Annotated in this window: 11 protein-coding genes; 5 read left to right on the top strand and 6 right to left on the bottom strand. The window is 69.6% G+C overall.

The genetic code is table 11. The features are described 5' to 3' along the window. Positions 1-479: 479 nt before the first annotated feature. From IEY17_RS09130 to IEY17_RS09120, 3 genes are all read right to left on the bottom strand, one after another. Positions 480-4166 (bottom strand): FkbM family methyltransferase, encoded by a 3687-nt coding sequence (locus IEY17_RS09130; protein ID WP_188986860.1) that lies wholly within the window; start codon positions 4164-4166, stop codon positions 480-482. Between the two features lie 63 nt (positions 4167-4229). Further along, positions 4230-5573 carry a glutamine synthetase family protein gene (locus tag IEY17_RS09125; protein ID WP_188986859.1) on the bottom strand — a complete coding sequence of 448 codons (1344 nt, stop codon included), beginning with the start codon at positions 5571-5573 and terminating at the stop codon, positions 4230-4232. A 99-nt stretch (positions 5574-5672) separates the two neighbouring features. Next, positions 5673-7256 (bottom strand): alpha/beta hydrolase, encoded by a 1584-nt coding sequence (locus IEY17_RS09120; protein WP_229679964.1) that lies wholly within the window; start codon positions 7254-7256, stop codon positions 5673-5675. 83 nt (positions 7257-7339) lie between these two features. Between IEY17_RS09120 and IEY17_RS09115 the strand changes: the two genes are divergently transcribed. The 3 genes from IEY17_RS09115 to IEY17_RS09105 all read left to right on the top strand — a co-directional run bounded on the left by IEY17_RS09115 (position 7340) and on the right by IEY17_RS09105 (position 12965). Then, positions 7340-9085, top strand: coding sequence for an NAD+ synthase (locus tag IEY17_RS09115; protein ID WP_188986858.1), 1746 nt, complete (start codon positions 7340-7342; stop codon positions 9083-9085). 66 nt (positions 9086-9151) lie between these two features. Next, complete coding sequence (locus IEY17_RS09110; protein WP_188986857.1) at positions 9152-12148, top strand: DEAD/DEAH box helicase; 2997 nt, start codon at positions 9152-9154, stop codon at positions 12146-12148. Continuing rightward, positions 12141-12965, top strand: a complete 825-nt coding sequence (locus tag IEY17_RS09105; RefSeq protein WP_188986856.1) for an SWIM zinc finger family protein — start codon at positions 12141-12143, stop codon at positions 12963-12965. Before IEY17_RS09110 ends, IEY17_RS09105 begins: the two co-directional genes overlap by 8 nt. Here the strand turns inward: IEY17_RS09105 and IEY17_RS09100 are convergent. Further along, positions 12941-13342, bottom strand: coding sequence for a hypothetical protein (locus tag IEY17_RS09100; RefSeq protein ID WP_188986855.1), 402 nt, complete (start codon positions 13340-13342; stop codon positions 12941-12943). The two genes, IEY17_RS09105 and IEY17_RS09100, sit on opposite strands and share 25 nt — an antisense overlap. Positions 13343-13466: 124 nt before the next feature. On the opposite strand from IEY17_RS09100, the gene IEY17_RS09095 reads away from it, so the two are divergent. Next, positions 13467-14345 carry a helix-turn-helix domain-containing protein gene (locus IEY17_RS09095; RefSeq protein ID WP_188986854.1) on the top strand — a complete coding sequence of 293 codons (879 nt, stop codon included), beginning with the start codon at positions 13467-13469 and terminating at the stop codon, positions 14343-14345. Then, positions 14335-14520: a DUF397 domain-containing protein gene (locus IEY17_RS09090; protein ID WP_188986853.1), complete on the top strand. Its 186-nt coding sequence runs from the start codon at positions 14335-14337 to the stop codon at positions 14518-14520. Before IEY17_RS09095 ends, IEY17_RS09090 begins: the two co-directional genes overlap by 11 nt. 87 nt (positions 14521-14607) lie before the next feature. Here IEY17_RS09090 and IEY17_RS09085 read toward each other — a convergent pair whose 3' ends face one another. Both IEY17_RS09085 and IEY17_RS09080 read right to left on the bottom strand, forming a co-directional pair. Further along, positions 14608-15246, bottom strand: a complete 639-nt coding sequence (locus IEY17_RS09085) for a hypothetical protein (RefSeq protein ID WP_188986852.1) — start codon at positions 15244-15246, stop codon at positions 14608-14610. A gap of 131 nt (positions 15247-15377) precedes the next feature. Continuing rightward, positions 15378-16031 (bottom strand): hypothetical protein, encoded by a 654-nt coding sequence (locus tag IEY17_RS09080; protein ID WP_188986851.1) that lies wholly within the window; start codon positions 16029-16031, stop codon positions 15378-15380. Between the last annotated feature and the right edge of the window lie 7 nt (positions 16032-16038).

Genomic DNA, 16038 nt, shown 5'->3' with positions numbered 1-16038 from the left:
ATGCATGGCCAGGGGCAAACAAAAACACCAACCAAAACAGTCCGCTGTTGAGTTCTCAAAGAACACGCCCACACCAAGCACAAACGCTCAGCCGAGCATTTCCTCCATCGCTTTCGATGTCTCCAACTCTAGCAGGCCCTCATTTCGGCGTTTTCAGGGGGGTCCCCCCTCGCTGATCTCGCCCGAAGGTCGAGCCGTTGCTTGAGTTATCAACGCGCCTCGTAGAACTTCTGTCTACCTGGCGACCGCTTTACGTTACCCGGTTCGCTTCGCGGTGTCAAACCCGCGCGCCCCGGGTGGTCTGCGCTCCGCGAAGTTCGTGATCGAACTCCTGGGCGCTCCCCAGGCCGTCCCCGCCAGGCTCCTGCGTCCTGTTCCGTCCGGCCTTCCGTGCGGCGAAGAACAAATTACGCACACCCTGCGTGAATGTCAAATCGCCTGGTCAGAGTCTTGACACCACCTCTTTGTCGCATCACCGGCTACCGCTGCTTCGGCCGCAACCAGAGCTTCACGGTGCTCGCCGCTCCCGCCGCTCCGATCGCTTCCAGCAGGTCAGCGGCGCTGACCGCCCGAGTCCGGCCGACCGGCACCAGCTCGTAGCCCCACGTGCCGAACTCGCGCAGGACCGCCGCCGGGTCGTCGCCCAGCTGCTTGATCGCGTTTGGTGTGAAAGAGCACACGATCGAAGGACGGTCACGGCGCAGCAGCCGGACCAGGCCGCCGAGGACCCGGTGCACCCGGCCGCCCACGTCCACGTGCACCACCGAAAGCTTCAGGTCCTGCAGGGCGGCATGGTTCTCCAACTCCCGGTCCAGGCGGATGCCCCGCACCGCGGCCGGCTCACCGTCCACCGCCGGTGCCACGGACACGCCGCCGGCCAGCGACGGCTCGGCGGTCATGTCGCACCCGTTGTCCCAGGCCGCGCCCTCGAGCAGGACGAGCCGGTGCCCCCACGCGGCCGGCACGTTGATCTCGACGTTGTGCCTGAGCAGTTCGGCGCTACGCGGGCACGGCTCAACCGCGACCACCGCACCGCTGTTGCCCATGCGGCTGAGCACGCGGACGGTCTGGTAGCCCACGTAGGCGCCGACGTCCACGAAGATCCCGTCCGGTTCCAGCAACGAGTCGATCAGCGCCGACACGTCGGAATCCCAGCTGGAGTGCGAGGACAGCCACGGCAGCATGAAGCTGTCGTCCGCGGGCAGCCTGAGCAGGCCCGCGTCGCAGAGCACCGGGGTCGTCGTGCCATCCCCCCAACCGGAGGTCCGCTCGTGTTCGCGGAGCAGGATGCGCTGCAGCACGTCGGTGCGCTGCAGGGCGTTCGCCGCGTCGAGGGATGCCGCGCGCACGCTCGTTTCGACGGTCTGCCCGGCCTGCTGCCGCTGTTCGAGGGCGTCCATCCGGTCGAGGATCCGCTCCACCGCGCCGGTGAGGCTGTCCAGGCGCTCCGCCAGCGCGCCGATCCGTTCGTCGTGGACCGCGCCCTCCTCCAACCTGCGCAGCCTGCGGTGCTGTTCGGCCAGGTCAGCGCGGGCCCGCACCATCCCGTCGTCGGTGCCCAGCAGCTGCGCGCCGAGCTGCTCCTGGCGGCGGTTGAGCTGGACCAGCTCCGCGCGCAGAGCATCCAGGTCGCCCTCGCCGTCGGCCTCGTACTGGCGGCGGAGCAGTTCCGCGGCGGTCTGCTCGACGCCGTCGACCAGGGAGCGCATCACGTCGCGGAGGTGCTCGTCGTAGTGGCTCAGCACCTTCAGCACCGCTTTGCGCAGCGCCGGGGCCATCGCGTTGCGGCTGCCGACGCTGACGTCCGGGGTGCGGTGTAGCGCGTGGCGCGCCACCAGCAGCGGTCGCAGCGGGTCGTCGAACTGGCCGTGGCCGTTGCGCGACCACTTGGTGCGCCAGTTGCGGTACGCGTGCTCGACGCGTTCGCGCAACCGCGCGCCCGCACGCGCGACGGTGTGCATCGCGAGGAGGCTCTCCTTGGCCGCCACGCCGAACGCCGCGGTGGCATCCGGATTGTCGGCGACGCTGCGCAGCAGCTCGGCCGCGGCCTCGACGTCCGGCTCACCCGGAACCGGGCACGGCACCAGGCGGGCCGCGTCCGCGCCGAAGAGCTCGGCGACCGCCCCATGCTCACCCGCGATCACCGGGATCCCGTGCGCCGCGACCTCCAGCAACCGGAGCACGTGGCCGTCACCGGCTTCGCCGCGGTGCAGCGACACGAAGCAGTCGGATGCGGCCAGCAGGGGGTGCAGCTCAACGTTGTCCTCGATGAGGAGGATCCGCGGATCCGTCGCGGTCGCCAGGCGCAGGCGTTCCGCCGCTTCCGGGTGCTCGGCAGCGCCGGTCACCCCGACGAGCAGGCGCACGTCGTCGCGCTCTGGGAAGGCGGACAGGAAGGCGCTGACCACGCCCAGCGCGTTGTCCGCGCGCTCGGCGGCGTGGTCGACGAAGGAGCCGAGCACGAACTCGTCGGACAGCCCGAACCGGGCGCGGGCGCCCTTGCGGGTCGGCAGGTCAACCTTGTCGCGCTCGGGGGCGGGCAGCGCGACCACGCGCGTCTTCATGCCCTTGCGGCGGGCCGCGGCGCGGCTGCTCTCCGACAGCACCCAGACCTCGGACACCTCGGGGTCCGGGCTGTCCGCGACATCGGTGCGGATGTCGATCACGTACCTGCCCGCGGGCACCGGCAGGCCGGGTTCACAGCGCAGCACCACCGGGTAGTACGGCGTGTCCGCGGAAGGCAGACCGGAGGCGCGGACGGCGCTGCGCACCAGCTCGGCGATCGACCCGTCCCCCAGGACCGCGACGCCCAGCTGGTCGACCAGCGCGGTCCCCTGGTCGACCCGGCGGTGCACGGCCTCGGCGGGCACCCGGCCGCTGGCCACGCCGACGCCGACGCACCACTCGTGGAACGCCTCCGCGTCGGCCCCGAACGGGTCGGGGTAGTCGCGGCGCAGGATCGGGTCGTCCGCCCACACCGCCGCGGTCCAGCGAGAACCGCCCGCAGCACGCTGCCGCTCGTCGGCCGGGGCGCACGCCCACGCCCGGAACTCCTCCAGCGGGTTGCTTGGTTCGAACGGGCTGGGCGGCGGCTGCCCCTCGGAGTGCCAGGCGGCCAGGTATTCGCGCCGCAGCGTCTCGGGCAGCACCGCACCGTTGGGCAGGACGTCGAACGGGTACGGCTGCTCCCGCGTGAACCCCGCGCCGACCAGGGCGTTACGGTAGCCGGCGCACAGGCCCGCGAGCACGGGGTTCTCGGACAGCAGTATCCGCGGCCGGTCCGCATAGGTGGTGGACAGCAGCCACGGCCGCTGCGGCTGGAAGCCGTCGAAGTGCACGCTCCGCAGGACCGCGCCGTCGACCGTGTGCCGCCCGTCGCTGCCGATCGCGAGCTCCCGCTGCCCGGCGTTCCACACCGAAAGCCCCACCCCGGGGTCGCGGATGACCTGGTGGTCGACCAGCGCGGGCGCGTCGTCGAGCATCGGGGTCGCCAGCGCCGGGTCCGCGCTCAGCTGCTCGATCCAGGTGTCCAGCAGTTGTTCGGCGCCGGGGCGCACGGCGAACACGCTGGGGTCGAACGTGCCCGATTCGGCGAGGTCGGCGGGGTTGGGGCGCAGGCCGTCGACGGCCAGCGGGCGCAGCACCCGCGGCACCAGCGCCACCGGTCGGTCCTGGGTCAGACCGGCGAGCAGGTCGTCGAACGGGCCGAAGATCTGCACGGACGGTTCGAAGTACAGCACCGTGGCCCCGGTGGCCAGCAGGTGCCGCAGCAGCCTGGGGCGCAGCACGTTGCGCAGCTGCTCGGCGGTGCAGCCCATCGCCAGCCGGGCGAACTCCCGCTCGTCCATCCCGATGGCGGCGACCGTCATGCCGTCGGATTCGGTGGTCGACCGCCCGGGCATGTCGACCACCAGCAGCACGAAGCGGGCGCCGGGGTGGTGGCGGTGGAAGGAGTCGCGGAGCACCCGCGCGGCCGGGAGCTGGTTGCGGAAGGCGAGCGTGCAGCCGAGCAGGGTGCCCGCCTCGAGGTCTTCTGGGGCCTCGGCGGGCCATTCCGGCTCGAACAGTTCGGTGGACTGCTCCAGCACCCCGGACTCCAGGGTGGATTCCGCGGCGGTGTCACCGTCGGGGTTGGCCGGGTCGGAGTGCGCCTGCGAATCAGTCACGCGCGCAACTTATCGCTACGGCCGCCCCGGCAACACGGCCAACCCCACCAGTCCGTCGCGCCTTCAGAGCATCGGCATCAGGGTGCGCAGCTCGTAGGGCGTGACGTGGCTGCGGTAGGCGTTCCACTCCTCCCGCTTGTTGCGCAGGAAGAAGTCGAAGACGTGCTCACCGAGCGTCTCGGCGACCAGCTCCGAGGACTCCATCTCGGTCAGCGCCTCGTTGAGGTTCTGCGGCAGGTTGGCGTAGCCGGCGGCCTTGCGCTCCCGCTCGGTGAGGCTCCACACGTCGTCCTCGGTGGCGGGGGGAAGTTCGTAGCCCTTCTGCACGCCGCGCAGCCCGGCGGCGAGGATCACCGCGTAGGCCAGGTACGGGTTGCAGGCCGAGTCGAGGTTGCGTACCTCGACGCGGCGCGACGACGCCTTGCCCGGCGAGTACATCGGCACCCGAACCAGCGCGGAGCGGTTCGCGTGGCCCCAGCACACCGCGGTCGGGGCCTCGCCGCCAACGACCAGGCGCTTGTAGGAGTTGACCCACTGGTTGGTGACCGCGCTGATCTCCCGCGCATGGTGCAGGATGCCGGCCACGAAGGCGCGGCCGATGTCGGAGAGCTCGAACGGGTTCTCCGGGTGGTAGAAGGCGTTCTGGTCGCCCTCGAAGAGGCTGAAGTGGGTGTGCATGCCCGAACCGGGCTGGGCGCTGAACGGCTTCGGCATGAACGAGGCGCGCACCCCCTGGGTGATCGCGACCTCCTTGACCACGTACCGGAAGGTCATCACGTTGTCGGCCATGGTGAGCGCGTCGGCGTAGCGCAGGTCGATCTCCTGCTGGCCGGGCGCGCCCTCGTGGTGGCTGAACTCCACCGAGATGCCCATCGCCTCCAGGGTCTCGATGGCGTTGCGGCGGAAGTGCGGGGCGGCGTCGTGGCTCGCCTGGTCGAAGTACCCGCCGGAGTCGGCCGGCACCGGTTCGCTGCCGTCGTCCGGCAGGTTCTTGAGCAGGAAGAACTCGATCTCGGGGTGCACGTAGCAGGTGAAGCCCGACTCGGTGGCGCGGGCCAGGGTGCGGCGCAGCACGTGCCGCGGGTCTGACCAGCACGGCGAGCCGTCCGGCATGTGGATGTCACAGAACATCCGGGCCGAGTAGTGCTCCCCGTCGGGGGTCTCCCAGGGCAGCACCTGGAACGTGGCCGGGTCCGGCTTGGCGACCATGTCCGACTCGTAGACGCGGGCGAAACCCTCGATCGCCGAGCCGTCGAACCCGATGCCCTCCGCGAAGGCGCCTTCGAGTTCGGCGGGCGAGATCGCCACCGACTTGAGCATGCCGAGGACGTCGGTGAACCACAGCCGCACGAAGCGGATGTCACGTTCCTCCAAGGTGCGGAGCACGAACTCCTGCTGGCGGTTCATGCTGGCAGCCTAAGAGCTGGGACCGCGTTGTGCGTAACTGGTCCATGAACCAGCGGTCAGGAGCACCCTCCGCCGGGTTGCTCGGTGACGCCAGGGCGGTCAGTCCTGGGTGCAGCGGGTGCCCTCGGCCGGAAGGGTGAGGTCGACCAGGTACCGGGTGGTCTTGTCGTCCACGCAGGAATTGCCCTGCAGGAAGACCGTGTGCTGGGTGCCCTCGAAGGTCAGCAACCTGCCGTGCAACGCCTTGGCCAGCTCCACCCCCGCCTGGTACGGCGTCGCCGGGTCGCCGGTGGTCGAGATGACCAGCGTCGGCGGCAGGCCCGTTACCTGCGGCTGCTCGGCCTCGCCGGTGACCGGCACCGGCCAGAACGCGCACATGTCGCGGGCCGCGCTCGGCGGGTTGCCGTCGTCGAGGAACGGCGCGGCCTGCCGGTAGCGGCGGTCGGCGTCCCGGACTTGCTCCGGGTCCAGCACGCGCTGGTCGTCGACGCAGTGCACGGCGTCGAAGGCGTCGGTGGTGTTGGCGTACCGGCCGTTGGCGCCGCGGCCGAAGTAGCTGTCGGCCAGCGCCAACAGGACGCGGCCGCTGCCCTGCCGCAGCTCGGTCAGGCCATTGTCCAGCTGCTCCCACAGGCTCGGCGTGTACAGCGCCTGGATCGTCGCCATCGTGGCGTCCGGGTAGGACAGTACGCGGCCGTCGCCGGCGCGGACCGGGTGCTGGATCAGCGGCCGGGTCAGCTGCTGGTAGGCGGCCACGGCGGCCTTCGGGTCGTGGCCCAGCGCGCACTGCTGGCGGGCCGCGCACCAGGCTGCGAAGTCGTTGAAGGCGCGCTGGAACCCGGCGCCCTGGGCGACCAGCTGGTCGACCGTGGACTGCCCCGGGTCGATCGCTCCGTCGAGCACCATCGCGCGCACGTTGCCCGGGAAGGTCTCGGCGTACTCCGAGCCGATCCGGGTGCCGTAGGAGTAGCCGAGGTAGTTCAGCTTCTGGTCGCCGAGCACCGACCGCAGCACGTCCATGTCGCGGACGACCTCCCGGGTGCCCACGTTGGCGAGCACGTCGACACCGGTGCGCTCGGCGCACTTGGCGGCGTAGGCGCGCTCCTCCTGCTCGGTCTGCGCCACCCCGGCGGGTGAGGTGTCGGCGTCGTTGTCCAACCGCTCCGCGTCCCGCTCCTGGTCGGTCAGGCAGCGCACCGCCGGCTGGGAGGCGCCGACGCCGCGCGGGTCGAAGCCGACGAAGTCGAAGCGCTCACCGAGTTCGGTGTACGCGATGGAACCGGCGAGGCTGGCCGCGGTGCTCATGCCGGACGCACCGGGGCCGCCCGGGTTCATCAGCAGCGAACCGATGCGCCGGGCCGGGTCCTTCGCCGGGCTGCGCAGCACGCCGATGGTGATCGTCCGCCCCTGCGGTTGCGCGTAGTCCAGCGGCACCTCCAGCCGTGCGCATTCCAGGCCGCCGTCGCGGAACACCTGCCGATCGCTGTCGGTGGTGGCGTACGGCTCGCACGGGCCCCACGACAGCGGCTGCGAGTAGAAGCGCTCCAGCCCCGGCGGCACCGGCCCGGCGGGTCCTCGACTCTCGGTGTGCGGCTGCAGCATCTCGGCGTCGTGCGTCGGGGCGCTGCACGCCGCGGCGCCCAGCGCGACCAACACGGACAGCACGGTCAGTAGGCGGGTCACCACAGGATCGTGGCATGTCGCAGGGGGCGTGATTCGCACCGGGCGGCACGACACCACCCGGCCGGGTGCGCGAAGATGGGGCCATGCCCCAGCTGCGGATCGCACTAGCACAGGTGAACGGGTGTGTCGGCGACATCGCCGGGAACAGCGCCATGGTCCTGGACTGGACCCGGCGCGCGGTGTCGGAAGCCGCGCACCTGGTGGCGTTCCCTGAGATGGTGCTCTCCGGTTACCCCGTCGAGGACCTGGCGCTGCGCAAGTCATTCGCCGCGGCGAACCTCGCCGAGCTGGACGCGCTCGCCCGCCGCCTGCAGGACGCCGGGTGCGGCGACGCCCTGGTCGTGGTCGGGCACCTGGGGCGCGACGACCAGGGGCCGCGGAACTCCGCGTCGCTGCTCTACGGCGGCGAGGTCGTGGCCACGTACCACAAGCACCACCTGCCGAACTACGGCGTGTTCGACGAGGCCCGCTACTTCGCGCCCGGGTACGACCTGCCGATCGTCCGGCTGCACGGCCTGGACGTCGGGGTGGTCGTCTGCGAGGACATCTGGCAGAACGGCGGCCCGGTGACCGCGCTCGGCAAGGTTGGCGTGGACCTGCTGGTGTGCATCAATGCCTCCCCGTACGAGCGGGCCAAGGACGACGTGCGGCTGCCACTGGTCACCCGGCGGGCCGCCGAGGCCGGGGCGCCGATGGCCTACGTGAACCTGGTGGGCGCGCAGGACGAGCTGGTCTTCGACGGCGACTCGCTGGTGGTGAACACCGATGGCGAGGTCCTTGCACGGGCACCGCAGTTCACCGAGCACCTGCTGGTGCTGGACATGGACCTGCCCGCCGGGGGCCACACCGCCACGACGGTGCCCGCGGAGCCCGGCCGGATTCAGATGCCCGCGTTCGACGTGCGGCGCATCGTGCTGCAGCCCGACCCGCTGCCCCGCTACGAGCCGCTGCCGCCGCTGCCGCCGGCCGAACCGCTGGACGACGAGGCCGAGGTGTGGGGCGCGTTGGTCACCGGTCTGCGGGACTACGTGCGCAAGAACGGCGCCCGGTCGGTGATCTTCGGTTTCTCCGGGGGGATCGACTCGGCGGTGTGCGCCGCGCTGGCCGCGGACGCGCTGGGGGCGGACGCGGTGACCGGCGTGTCGATGCCGTCGCGCTACTCCTCGGAGCACTCCCGCTCGGACGCCGCCGAGCTGGCCCGGCGGATCGGCTGCCGCTTCGAGGTGCACCCGATCGCGGACATGGTCGACGTGTACGTGCGGCAGCTGGAGCTGACCGGACTGGCCGAGGAGAACGTGCAGGCCCGGTGCCGGGGTGTGCTGCTGATGGCGCTGTCCAACCAGCGCGGGGATCTGGTGCTGGCGACCGGGAACAAGTCCGAGCTGGCGGTCGGGTACTCGACGATCTACGGGGACGCGGTGGGGGCGTTCGCGCCGATCAAGGACGTGCCCAAGACGCTGGTGTGGAAGCTGGCGAAGTGGCGCAACGCCGAGGCGGAGAAGCGGGGCGAGGTGCCGCCGATCCCGGAGAACTCGATCACCAAGCCGCCGTCGGCGGAGCTGCGCCCGGACCAGGTGGACCAGGACTCGCTGCCGCCGTACGACATCCTCGACGTCGTGCTGGACGGCTACGTGGAGGGCGACCGGGGGTATGCGGACCTGATCGCCGACGGCTTCGACGCGGAGCTGGTGGAGCGGGTGCTGCAGTTGGTGGACCGCGCCGAGTACAAGCGTCGGCAGTACCCGCCGGGCACCAAGATCACGTTCAAGGCGTTCGGGCGCGACCGACGGCTGCCGATCACCAACCGGTGGCGCGAGGTCGCCCCGTAAGGTCGTGGCAGACTCCCGGTCTCGGCCGGGAGGAGGAGCACTGCGACGACCGAAGGGGGCTGTGCCGTGTGGGCCGTGCACGCCGCGTGCACCTCGGACGGGCGGCTGGTGCTCTGGGCCGAGGATTCGGACCTGCCGGCGCGGGTGCCCGGACGGGCGCCGCGCGGGCCGGTGGCGCACCCGTTCGCGGTGCCGGGCGAGACGCTGCGGGACGCGCTGCCGGGTGAGCAGGGCAAGGTCGACACCGTCCGGCTCCGGTTGCCTTCGTTCGCTTCCGCGCCGGTGCCGTCGCCGGAGCTGGTGCGCGATCCACTGACCGCCGGGCCGGCGCCGCGGGGGAAGCTGCGGCTGCGGGAGTGGCTGGTCCCGGCCGTGTCGTGCGGTCCCGCGGCGGCGGCACTCGACGAGGTCCCGCCGGGGTGCCGGTTGGGGGCGTCCGCGCACTTCCTCCGGGAGGTCGCCGAGCTGGCCGAGCAGGTCGTCTCGCGCGGACGCGTGCTGCCCGCGTTGGTCTTCGAGTCCGGACATCCCACCGCGAGGTGGCGGCCGGCCCTGTCGGGCGCGGAGGCGGTGCGCTTCGCCGGTCTGCGCGAGGCGATGCCACCCGCCTTCCGCTGCGAGGGCGGCCGATCTCCGGCCGAGGTGCTGCGCACGGCGCTCGACGTGCTGGTCGACGGTATCGTGCGCAGCCGCATCAGCGAGATCGACCTGCCCCGTGGTCGCAGCACCGCCGCCGCATGGGTGCGGGCGCTGGCGCGCGAGCCCCGCTTCGACGCTGGCCCGCAGGCCGCCCGCGAACTGGCTCGGCTGGTGGACGAGTGGCGCGCCAGCGGCACCCGCGAGAGCCCGCTGCGAACCTGCTTCCGGCTGCACGCCCCGGAGGGCGACGACGAGGACTGGCGGCTGGAGTTCCTGCTCCAGGCGGCCGACGACCCGAGCGTCCTCGTCCCGGCGCAGGAGGTGTGGCGTGCGGAGAGCCGCGTGCTGCAGCGCTGGGTGCAGCAGCCGGAGGAGCTGCTGCTCGCCCACCTCGGCAGGGCCAGCCGCGTGTTTCCCGGGCTCGACGCGGCGCTGCTCGTGCCGCATCCCACGGAGCTGTGGTTGGACACCGCCGGGGCCCACGACTTCCTGACCCACGCGACGCTGCTGGACCAGGCGGGCTTCGGCGTGCTCCTGCCGTCGTGGTGGGGCAGCACACCGCAACTCGGGTTGAAGCTCTCGGCGGGCAGCACCGGGACGGCGGGCGTGGTGACCAAGGAGTCCGGCATCGGCATGGACGCCGTGGTCGACTACCGCTGGGACCTCGCGCTCGGCAACGAGGAGCTGACCGAGTCGGAGCTGGCCGAACTGGCCGCGGCGAAGGTGCCGCTGGTCCGCCTGCGCGGCAGGTGGACCCGGATCGACCGCAAGCGGCTGGCCGCCGGATTGGCGTTTCTGGAGAAGTCCCGGACCGGTCGGATGACCGCCGGGGAGGTGCTGCTGCACAGCGGACTGCACGGGAGGGCGCACGGCGAGGACGGGCAGCCGCCGATGCCGGTGGTCGAGGTCAGCGCCCGCGGCTGGCTCGGGGACCTGCTGTCGGGGCAGGTCGACCAGCACCTGGAACCGGTGCAGCCGCCGGAGGACTTCACCGCGGAACTGCGCCTGTACCAGCGCCGCGGCCTGGCCTGGCTGGCTTTTCTCGACCGGCTCGGCCTGGGTGCCTGCCTCGCCGACGACATGGGCCTGGGCAAGACCGTGCAGCTGCTCGCGCTGGAGGCGCTGTCCCGCGCCGAAGGGGCGCGCGGGCCGACGCTGCTGGTCTGCCCCATGTCGGTGGTCGGCAACTGGCAGCGGGAGGCCGCCCGGTTCGCGCCGTCGCTGCAGGTGCACGTGCACCACGGCGGCGGTCGGCTCGGCGGGGAGGACCTGCTGGAGGCGGTCGGCGCATACGACCTGGTGATCACGACCTACCCGCTGGTCGTGCGGGACGCCGAGGTGCTGCGGGAGGTCCGCTGGGAGCGGGTGGTGCTCGACGAGGCGCAGAACATCAAGAACAGCGCCTCCCGCCAGGCCAAGGCGGTCCGCGAGCTGTCCGCGCGGCAGCGGATCGTGCTGACCGGCACTCCGGTGGAGAACCGGCTGGCCGAGCTGTGGTCCATCATGGACTTCATCAATCCGGGTGTGCTGGGCTCGTTGAGCACGTTCCGGGCCCGGTTCGCGGTGCCGGTGGAACGCGACGGCGACACCGAGGCCGCGGCCCGGTTGCGCCGCATCACATCTCCGTTCGTGCTGCGCCGCGTCAAGACCGATCCGGCGATCATCAGCGACCTGCCGGACAAGATCGAGATGAAGCAGCTGTGCAACCTGACCGCCGAGCAGGCGTCGCTGTACCAGGCGGTGGTCGACGACATGCTGGCGCGCATCGCCGACAGCGAGGGCATGGAGCGGCGCGGCCTGGTGCTGGCCACGATGTCGAAGCTCAAGCAGGTGTGCAATCACCCGGCACAGCTGCTCGGCGACGGCTCCCCGCTGCCCGGCCGCTCCGGGAAACTGGCCCGGCTGGAGGAGATCCTCGAGTCGGTACTGGCCGAGGGTGACAAGGCGCTGTGTTTCACCCAGTTCGCCGAGTTCGGCGGGATGCTCGTCCCGCACCTGTCGGCGCGATTCGACACCGAGGTGCTGTTCCTGCACGGCGGCACGCCGAAGAAGGCCCGCGACGCGATGGTGCAGCGGTTCCAGGAAACGGACGGGCCGTCGATCTTCCTGCTGTCGTTGAAGGCCGGCGGCACCGGATTGACGCTGACCGCCGCCAACCACGTGATTCACCTGGACCGCTGGTGGAACCCGGCGGTCGAGGACCAGGCCACCGACCGGGCGTTCCGCATCGGCCAGCGGCGGGACGTGCAGGTCCGGAAGCTGACCTGCATCGGCACGCTGGAGGAGAAGATCGACCGGATGATTGAGGACAAGAAGGCGCTGGCGCAGCTGGTGGTCGGCAGCGGCGAGAACTGGTTGACCGAGCTGTCCACCAGCCAGCTGCGCGAACTGATGACGCTGGAACCGGAGGCCGTCGGTGAATAACTGGCGCGGATTCCCGCGGCCCGCGAAGCCGATCCGCGTCGAGGGCGGCATCCGCGCGCGCAGCAGACGCGGCGAGATCGCGCGGACCTGGTGGTCGCGGCGGTTCATCGAGGTGCTGGAGTCGTTCGGCATGGGCGGTCGGCTGGCGCGCGGGAAGAACTACGCGCGCGCCGGGCAGGTCCGCAGCCTCACGGTCTCGACGAGCGTGGTGGTGGGGCTGGTGCAGGGCTCGCGGCCGGAGCCCTACCGGGTGCGAATCGGGATCAAGGCGTTCACCGCGGCGGAGTGGGAGCGCATCGAGCGCGCGCTGGCGGGCCGGGCGCTGTACGCGGCGAAGCTGCTGGCCGGGGAGATGCCGACCGACCTGGAGAACGTCTTCGCGGAGCTGGGCCTGCGGCTGTTCCCGAACACCATGCGCCAGCTGACCATGGACTGCTCCTGCCCCGACTGGGAAATCCCGTGCAAGCACCTGGCGGCGGCGTGCTACCTGCTGGCGGAGTCCTTCGACGAGGACCCGTTCCAGATCCTGGCCTGGCGTGGCCGGGGTCGCGACGAGCTCCTGGACCGGCTCCGCGCCCTTCGCGGCACGGTCACCGGACCCGACGCGGGCGAACCGGAGGACGCGCCGACCCTGCCGGAATCCCCCGAAGTGTTCTGGACGACCGGGGAACGACCCGCCGCCCCGGTGATCCCGGACTCCGAACCCACCGCCGCGGACGCGGTCCTGGACGAGCTCGACGACCTGCCGATCGACATCGGCGGCACCCGCGTCACCGATCTCCTCCGCCCCGCCTACCGCGCCATGAGGCGCTCGTGACCTCCTGCCCGGACAACGTGCTGACGTTCTGCTTTACGGAGCACGCGAAAGGCTTCGGCCTGGTTGGCAAGCGCGCGAACGCCCGCGTAGTTGACCGGGCTGTCGTCGACATGCGCCGAGATGACATCGTCACCGCCCCAGACGATGTAGAGCATGCGCAGGTAGAAGCCGGAGCGCCCATCGCCCCAGGAACCGAACTCCGCTGTGTAGAGCCCGAATTCGGCCTTCGACCGCACCAGTTCCGCCTCCGCCCACGGCCGTAGCTCCTGCCGCAGCAGCTCAGGGTCCCGCTGCTCCGGATCTACGGGCTTCCGTGCGATCTCGACGACCTCAGCCCCGGTCGACACAGCTTCCAGCACATAACCGAAACGCACCATCACCACTCCCCTGCCCACTGGCTAGACTTCCGTCGCAAACAAGACGGAGGCGTGTTCTGAGACAGTGCGAGACTAGCTGACATTTGACCACGCCACATGTCACCCTGGAAGGCTGATCTTCAGCATGGGCAGACCACGTACGACACTCGAACGCCGCCAGCTCGGCGCAGAACTGCGCAGACTTCGCGAAGCGGCCGGCAAGCAGCAGAAGGAGGCTGCTGCCGCGATCGAGTGCGACGTCAGCCAGATCAGCAGGGTGGAGCGCGGCGAACGCGCCTTCAAGGTGCTGGAGATCGAGGCGCTTCTCGATTTCTACGGTGCACCAAAGGAAGACCGAGCCCAGATCACCCGCCTCGCCCAGCTGGCTCGCCAGCGTCAGCCACGCCGGATGTACTCAGACGCTTTCCCTGGTGCGTTCCGCAGACTCAGCGACCACGAACAAGACGCCACGGAAATTTACTACTCCGACAGCGAACTGATCCCCGGTCTGCTCCAGACCGAGGACTACATCCGCGCCATGATGCGGGTTGGACGTGCGGCGCTGGTGGGTACAGCAAGCCACGAAGACATCGAGGCAAGAGTCCAGTTCCGACTTGACCGCCAGGAACTCATCACGCGCGAGAACCCGCCGCGAATGTGGTTCGTGATCGGCGAGGCCGCACTCCGCCGCCCGGTCGGACGCTGGAAGGTGCTGCGCGGTCAGCTTCAGCGGCTACTCGCGCTGATCGAACAACACCCACACATCGTCATCCAAGTGGCACCGTTGTCTATTGTGGACCATCCACTGCTCGGCGGTTCGATCGAGATCCTCCGGTTTGATGGCCTTGCACCGGATCTCGTGCATCAGCCAACCTTCATAGGCGGCGGTGTCTACGTCGTCGACGAGAAGGACATCGCAGCATGCATGCGCGCCTTTGATCAGCTCCGTGCCGTAGCACTCGGGCCTGAGCAGTCACGATCGTTCATCGCACGACGAGTTGAGGAGCTGGAACATGATGACTGACGACAACGAACGCGACTGGTTCAAGAGCAGCTACAGCGGCCCGAACAACAACAGCTGCGTCGAGGCCCGCTTCGCGCCCGACGGGATCGACATCCGCGACTCCAAGGACCCTGACGGCCCGATCCTGCGGTTCGACCGCACCACCTGGACCAAGTTCGTACGACGTCTCGCCTGACAGCCCTGGCCCACGAGGCTGGGGAACCGCACACTCAACTGCCTCCCCCAGCCTCCCCACGATCACAACAGGCCCCCCACGAAAGGCTCACTGCGGCTGTACGGCGTCGTAGATCTGTTTCGCGATAGTGCGCGCGCGTTCGCGGCACTGCTCGCTTCCAATATCCTGAAGAGGATAATAGGTGATGAACATCTCCGCATTCTCGTCGAGAATTTCCAGCTTGCAGCTGTTACTCACTCCAAGATCAACGTCCCAGCGTGCCTGCGAACCGAGGTTCAGGCTGGTCTCTTCTTCCTTGCCCGACAGCGGAGGGCGGTTGAAGTCCTTTTCCGCAAGCTCGGCCCCGGAGTAGTTGCCGTGCCATGCCTGCCAGTTCTCATGAAGCTCAACGTTGAAGGTGACGTACGGCCCGTGATCTTTCGAGACCGTAAAATCGCAAGTTTGCGTGTGCCACCCGTTATGCGAAGAGCGCGCTGTCGGCAACGGCGACGACAGATCGGGCACCGCCTGCTGAATTTCAGAGCAATTCTTGAAGGTCCACAAGCCATACTTGACCGGCCCCGGCGGTGGATCACTCGGCGTCGGCTCAAAACTGGGCATGGGGGTCAGGTCCGGTGACACGGGCATCGTGTACCGCTTGCCGGAACACCCACCGACAAAAATCATCGCCGCAATCACCAGACCAACAACCGGCCGAACCCAGGCGCGGCGCGAATCAACGTTCATAGCTCTTTCTCTTGACGGGCACGGAATCAACCGGCTACCACCACGCAGATGCATCAAACGCAACCCCCTCCGCGCCTGGTCAGGTTGCCAAGCTGGCTGCGGATCTCGATGTCGGCGACAGATCGCGACGCTCATTGTGGCTGTACGGCGGCGTGAATTTGCCTCGCGAGGGTGCGCGCACTTTCACGACACTGCTCACTTCGCGGATCTTGGTCCTCCTCACCAGAATAGTAGGTGAGGATCATCACTGCGTTCTCGTCGAGAACTTCCAGGTGACAGCTTCGACTCACGTCAGATTCATTCCATTGGGCTTGCGAGCCGAATCCTAGACCGGTCTCCGGTTCCACGCCGGGCAGCGGGGTGGCGTTGAAACCAATTCTCGCGAGCTCAGCCGCGGAGTGATAGCCGTACCTGTCTCGCTGGTTTTCCCAAAGCTCGACCCGGAAGGCGATGTAACGTTTATCCTCGTTCGAGGTCGTCGCGAAAGTGCACTTCTGCGAAAACCGACTTGCACTTTCCTCACGCTGCGGCGTCAACGGCGGCGGCAGGTCGGGCACCGCCTGCTGAATTTCAGAGCAAGTCTTGAAAGTTGCAAAATCGTACTTGACCGGCCCCGGCGGTGGACCACTCGGCGTCGACTCAGCACCGGGAATCAGAGTCGGCGTCGGATCCGACGACGTGGGCATCGTGTACGGCTCGACAGAACACCCACCGGCAAACATCATCGCCGCAACCACCAGACCAACAATCGGCCCACCCCAGGCACGATGCGAACTAGCGCTCATAGCTCCT

This window comes from Saccharopolyspora thermophila (assembly GCF_014646075.1).
Taxonomy (GTDB): Bacteria; Actinomycetota; Actinomycetes; order Mycobacteriales; family Pseudonocardiaceae; genus Saccharopolyspora; species Saccharopolyspora thermophila.
The sequence above is the reverse complement of the archived record's forward strand: the minus strand, read 5'-3'. Positions and strand labels throughout refer to the sequence as shown.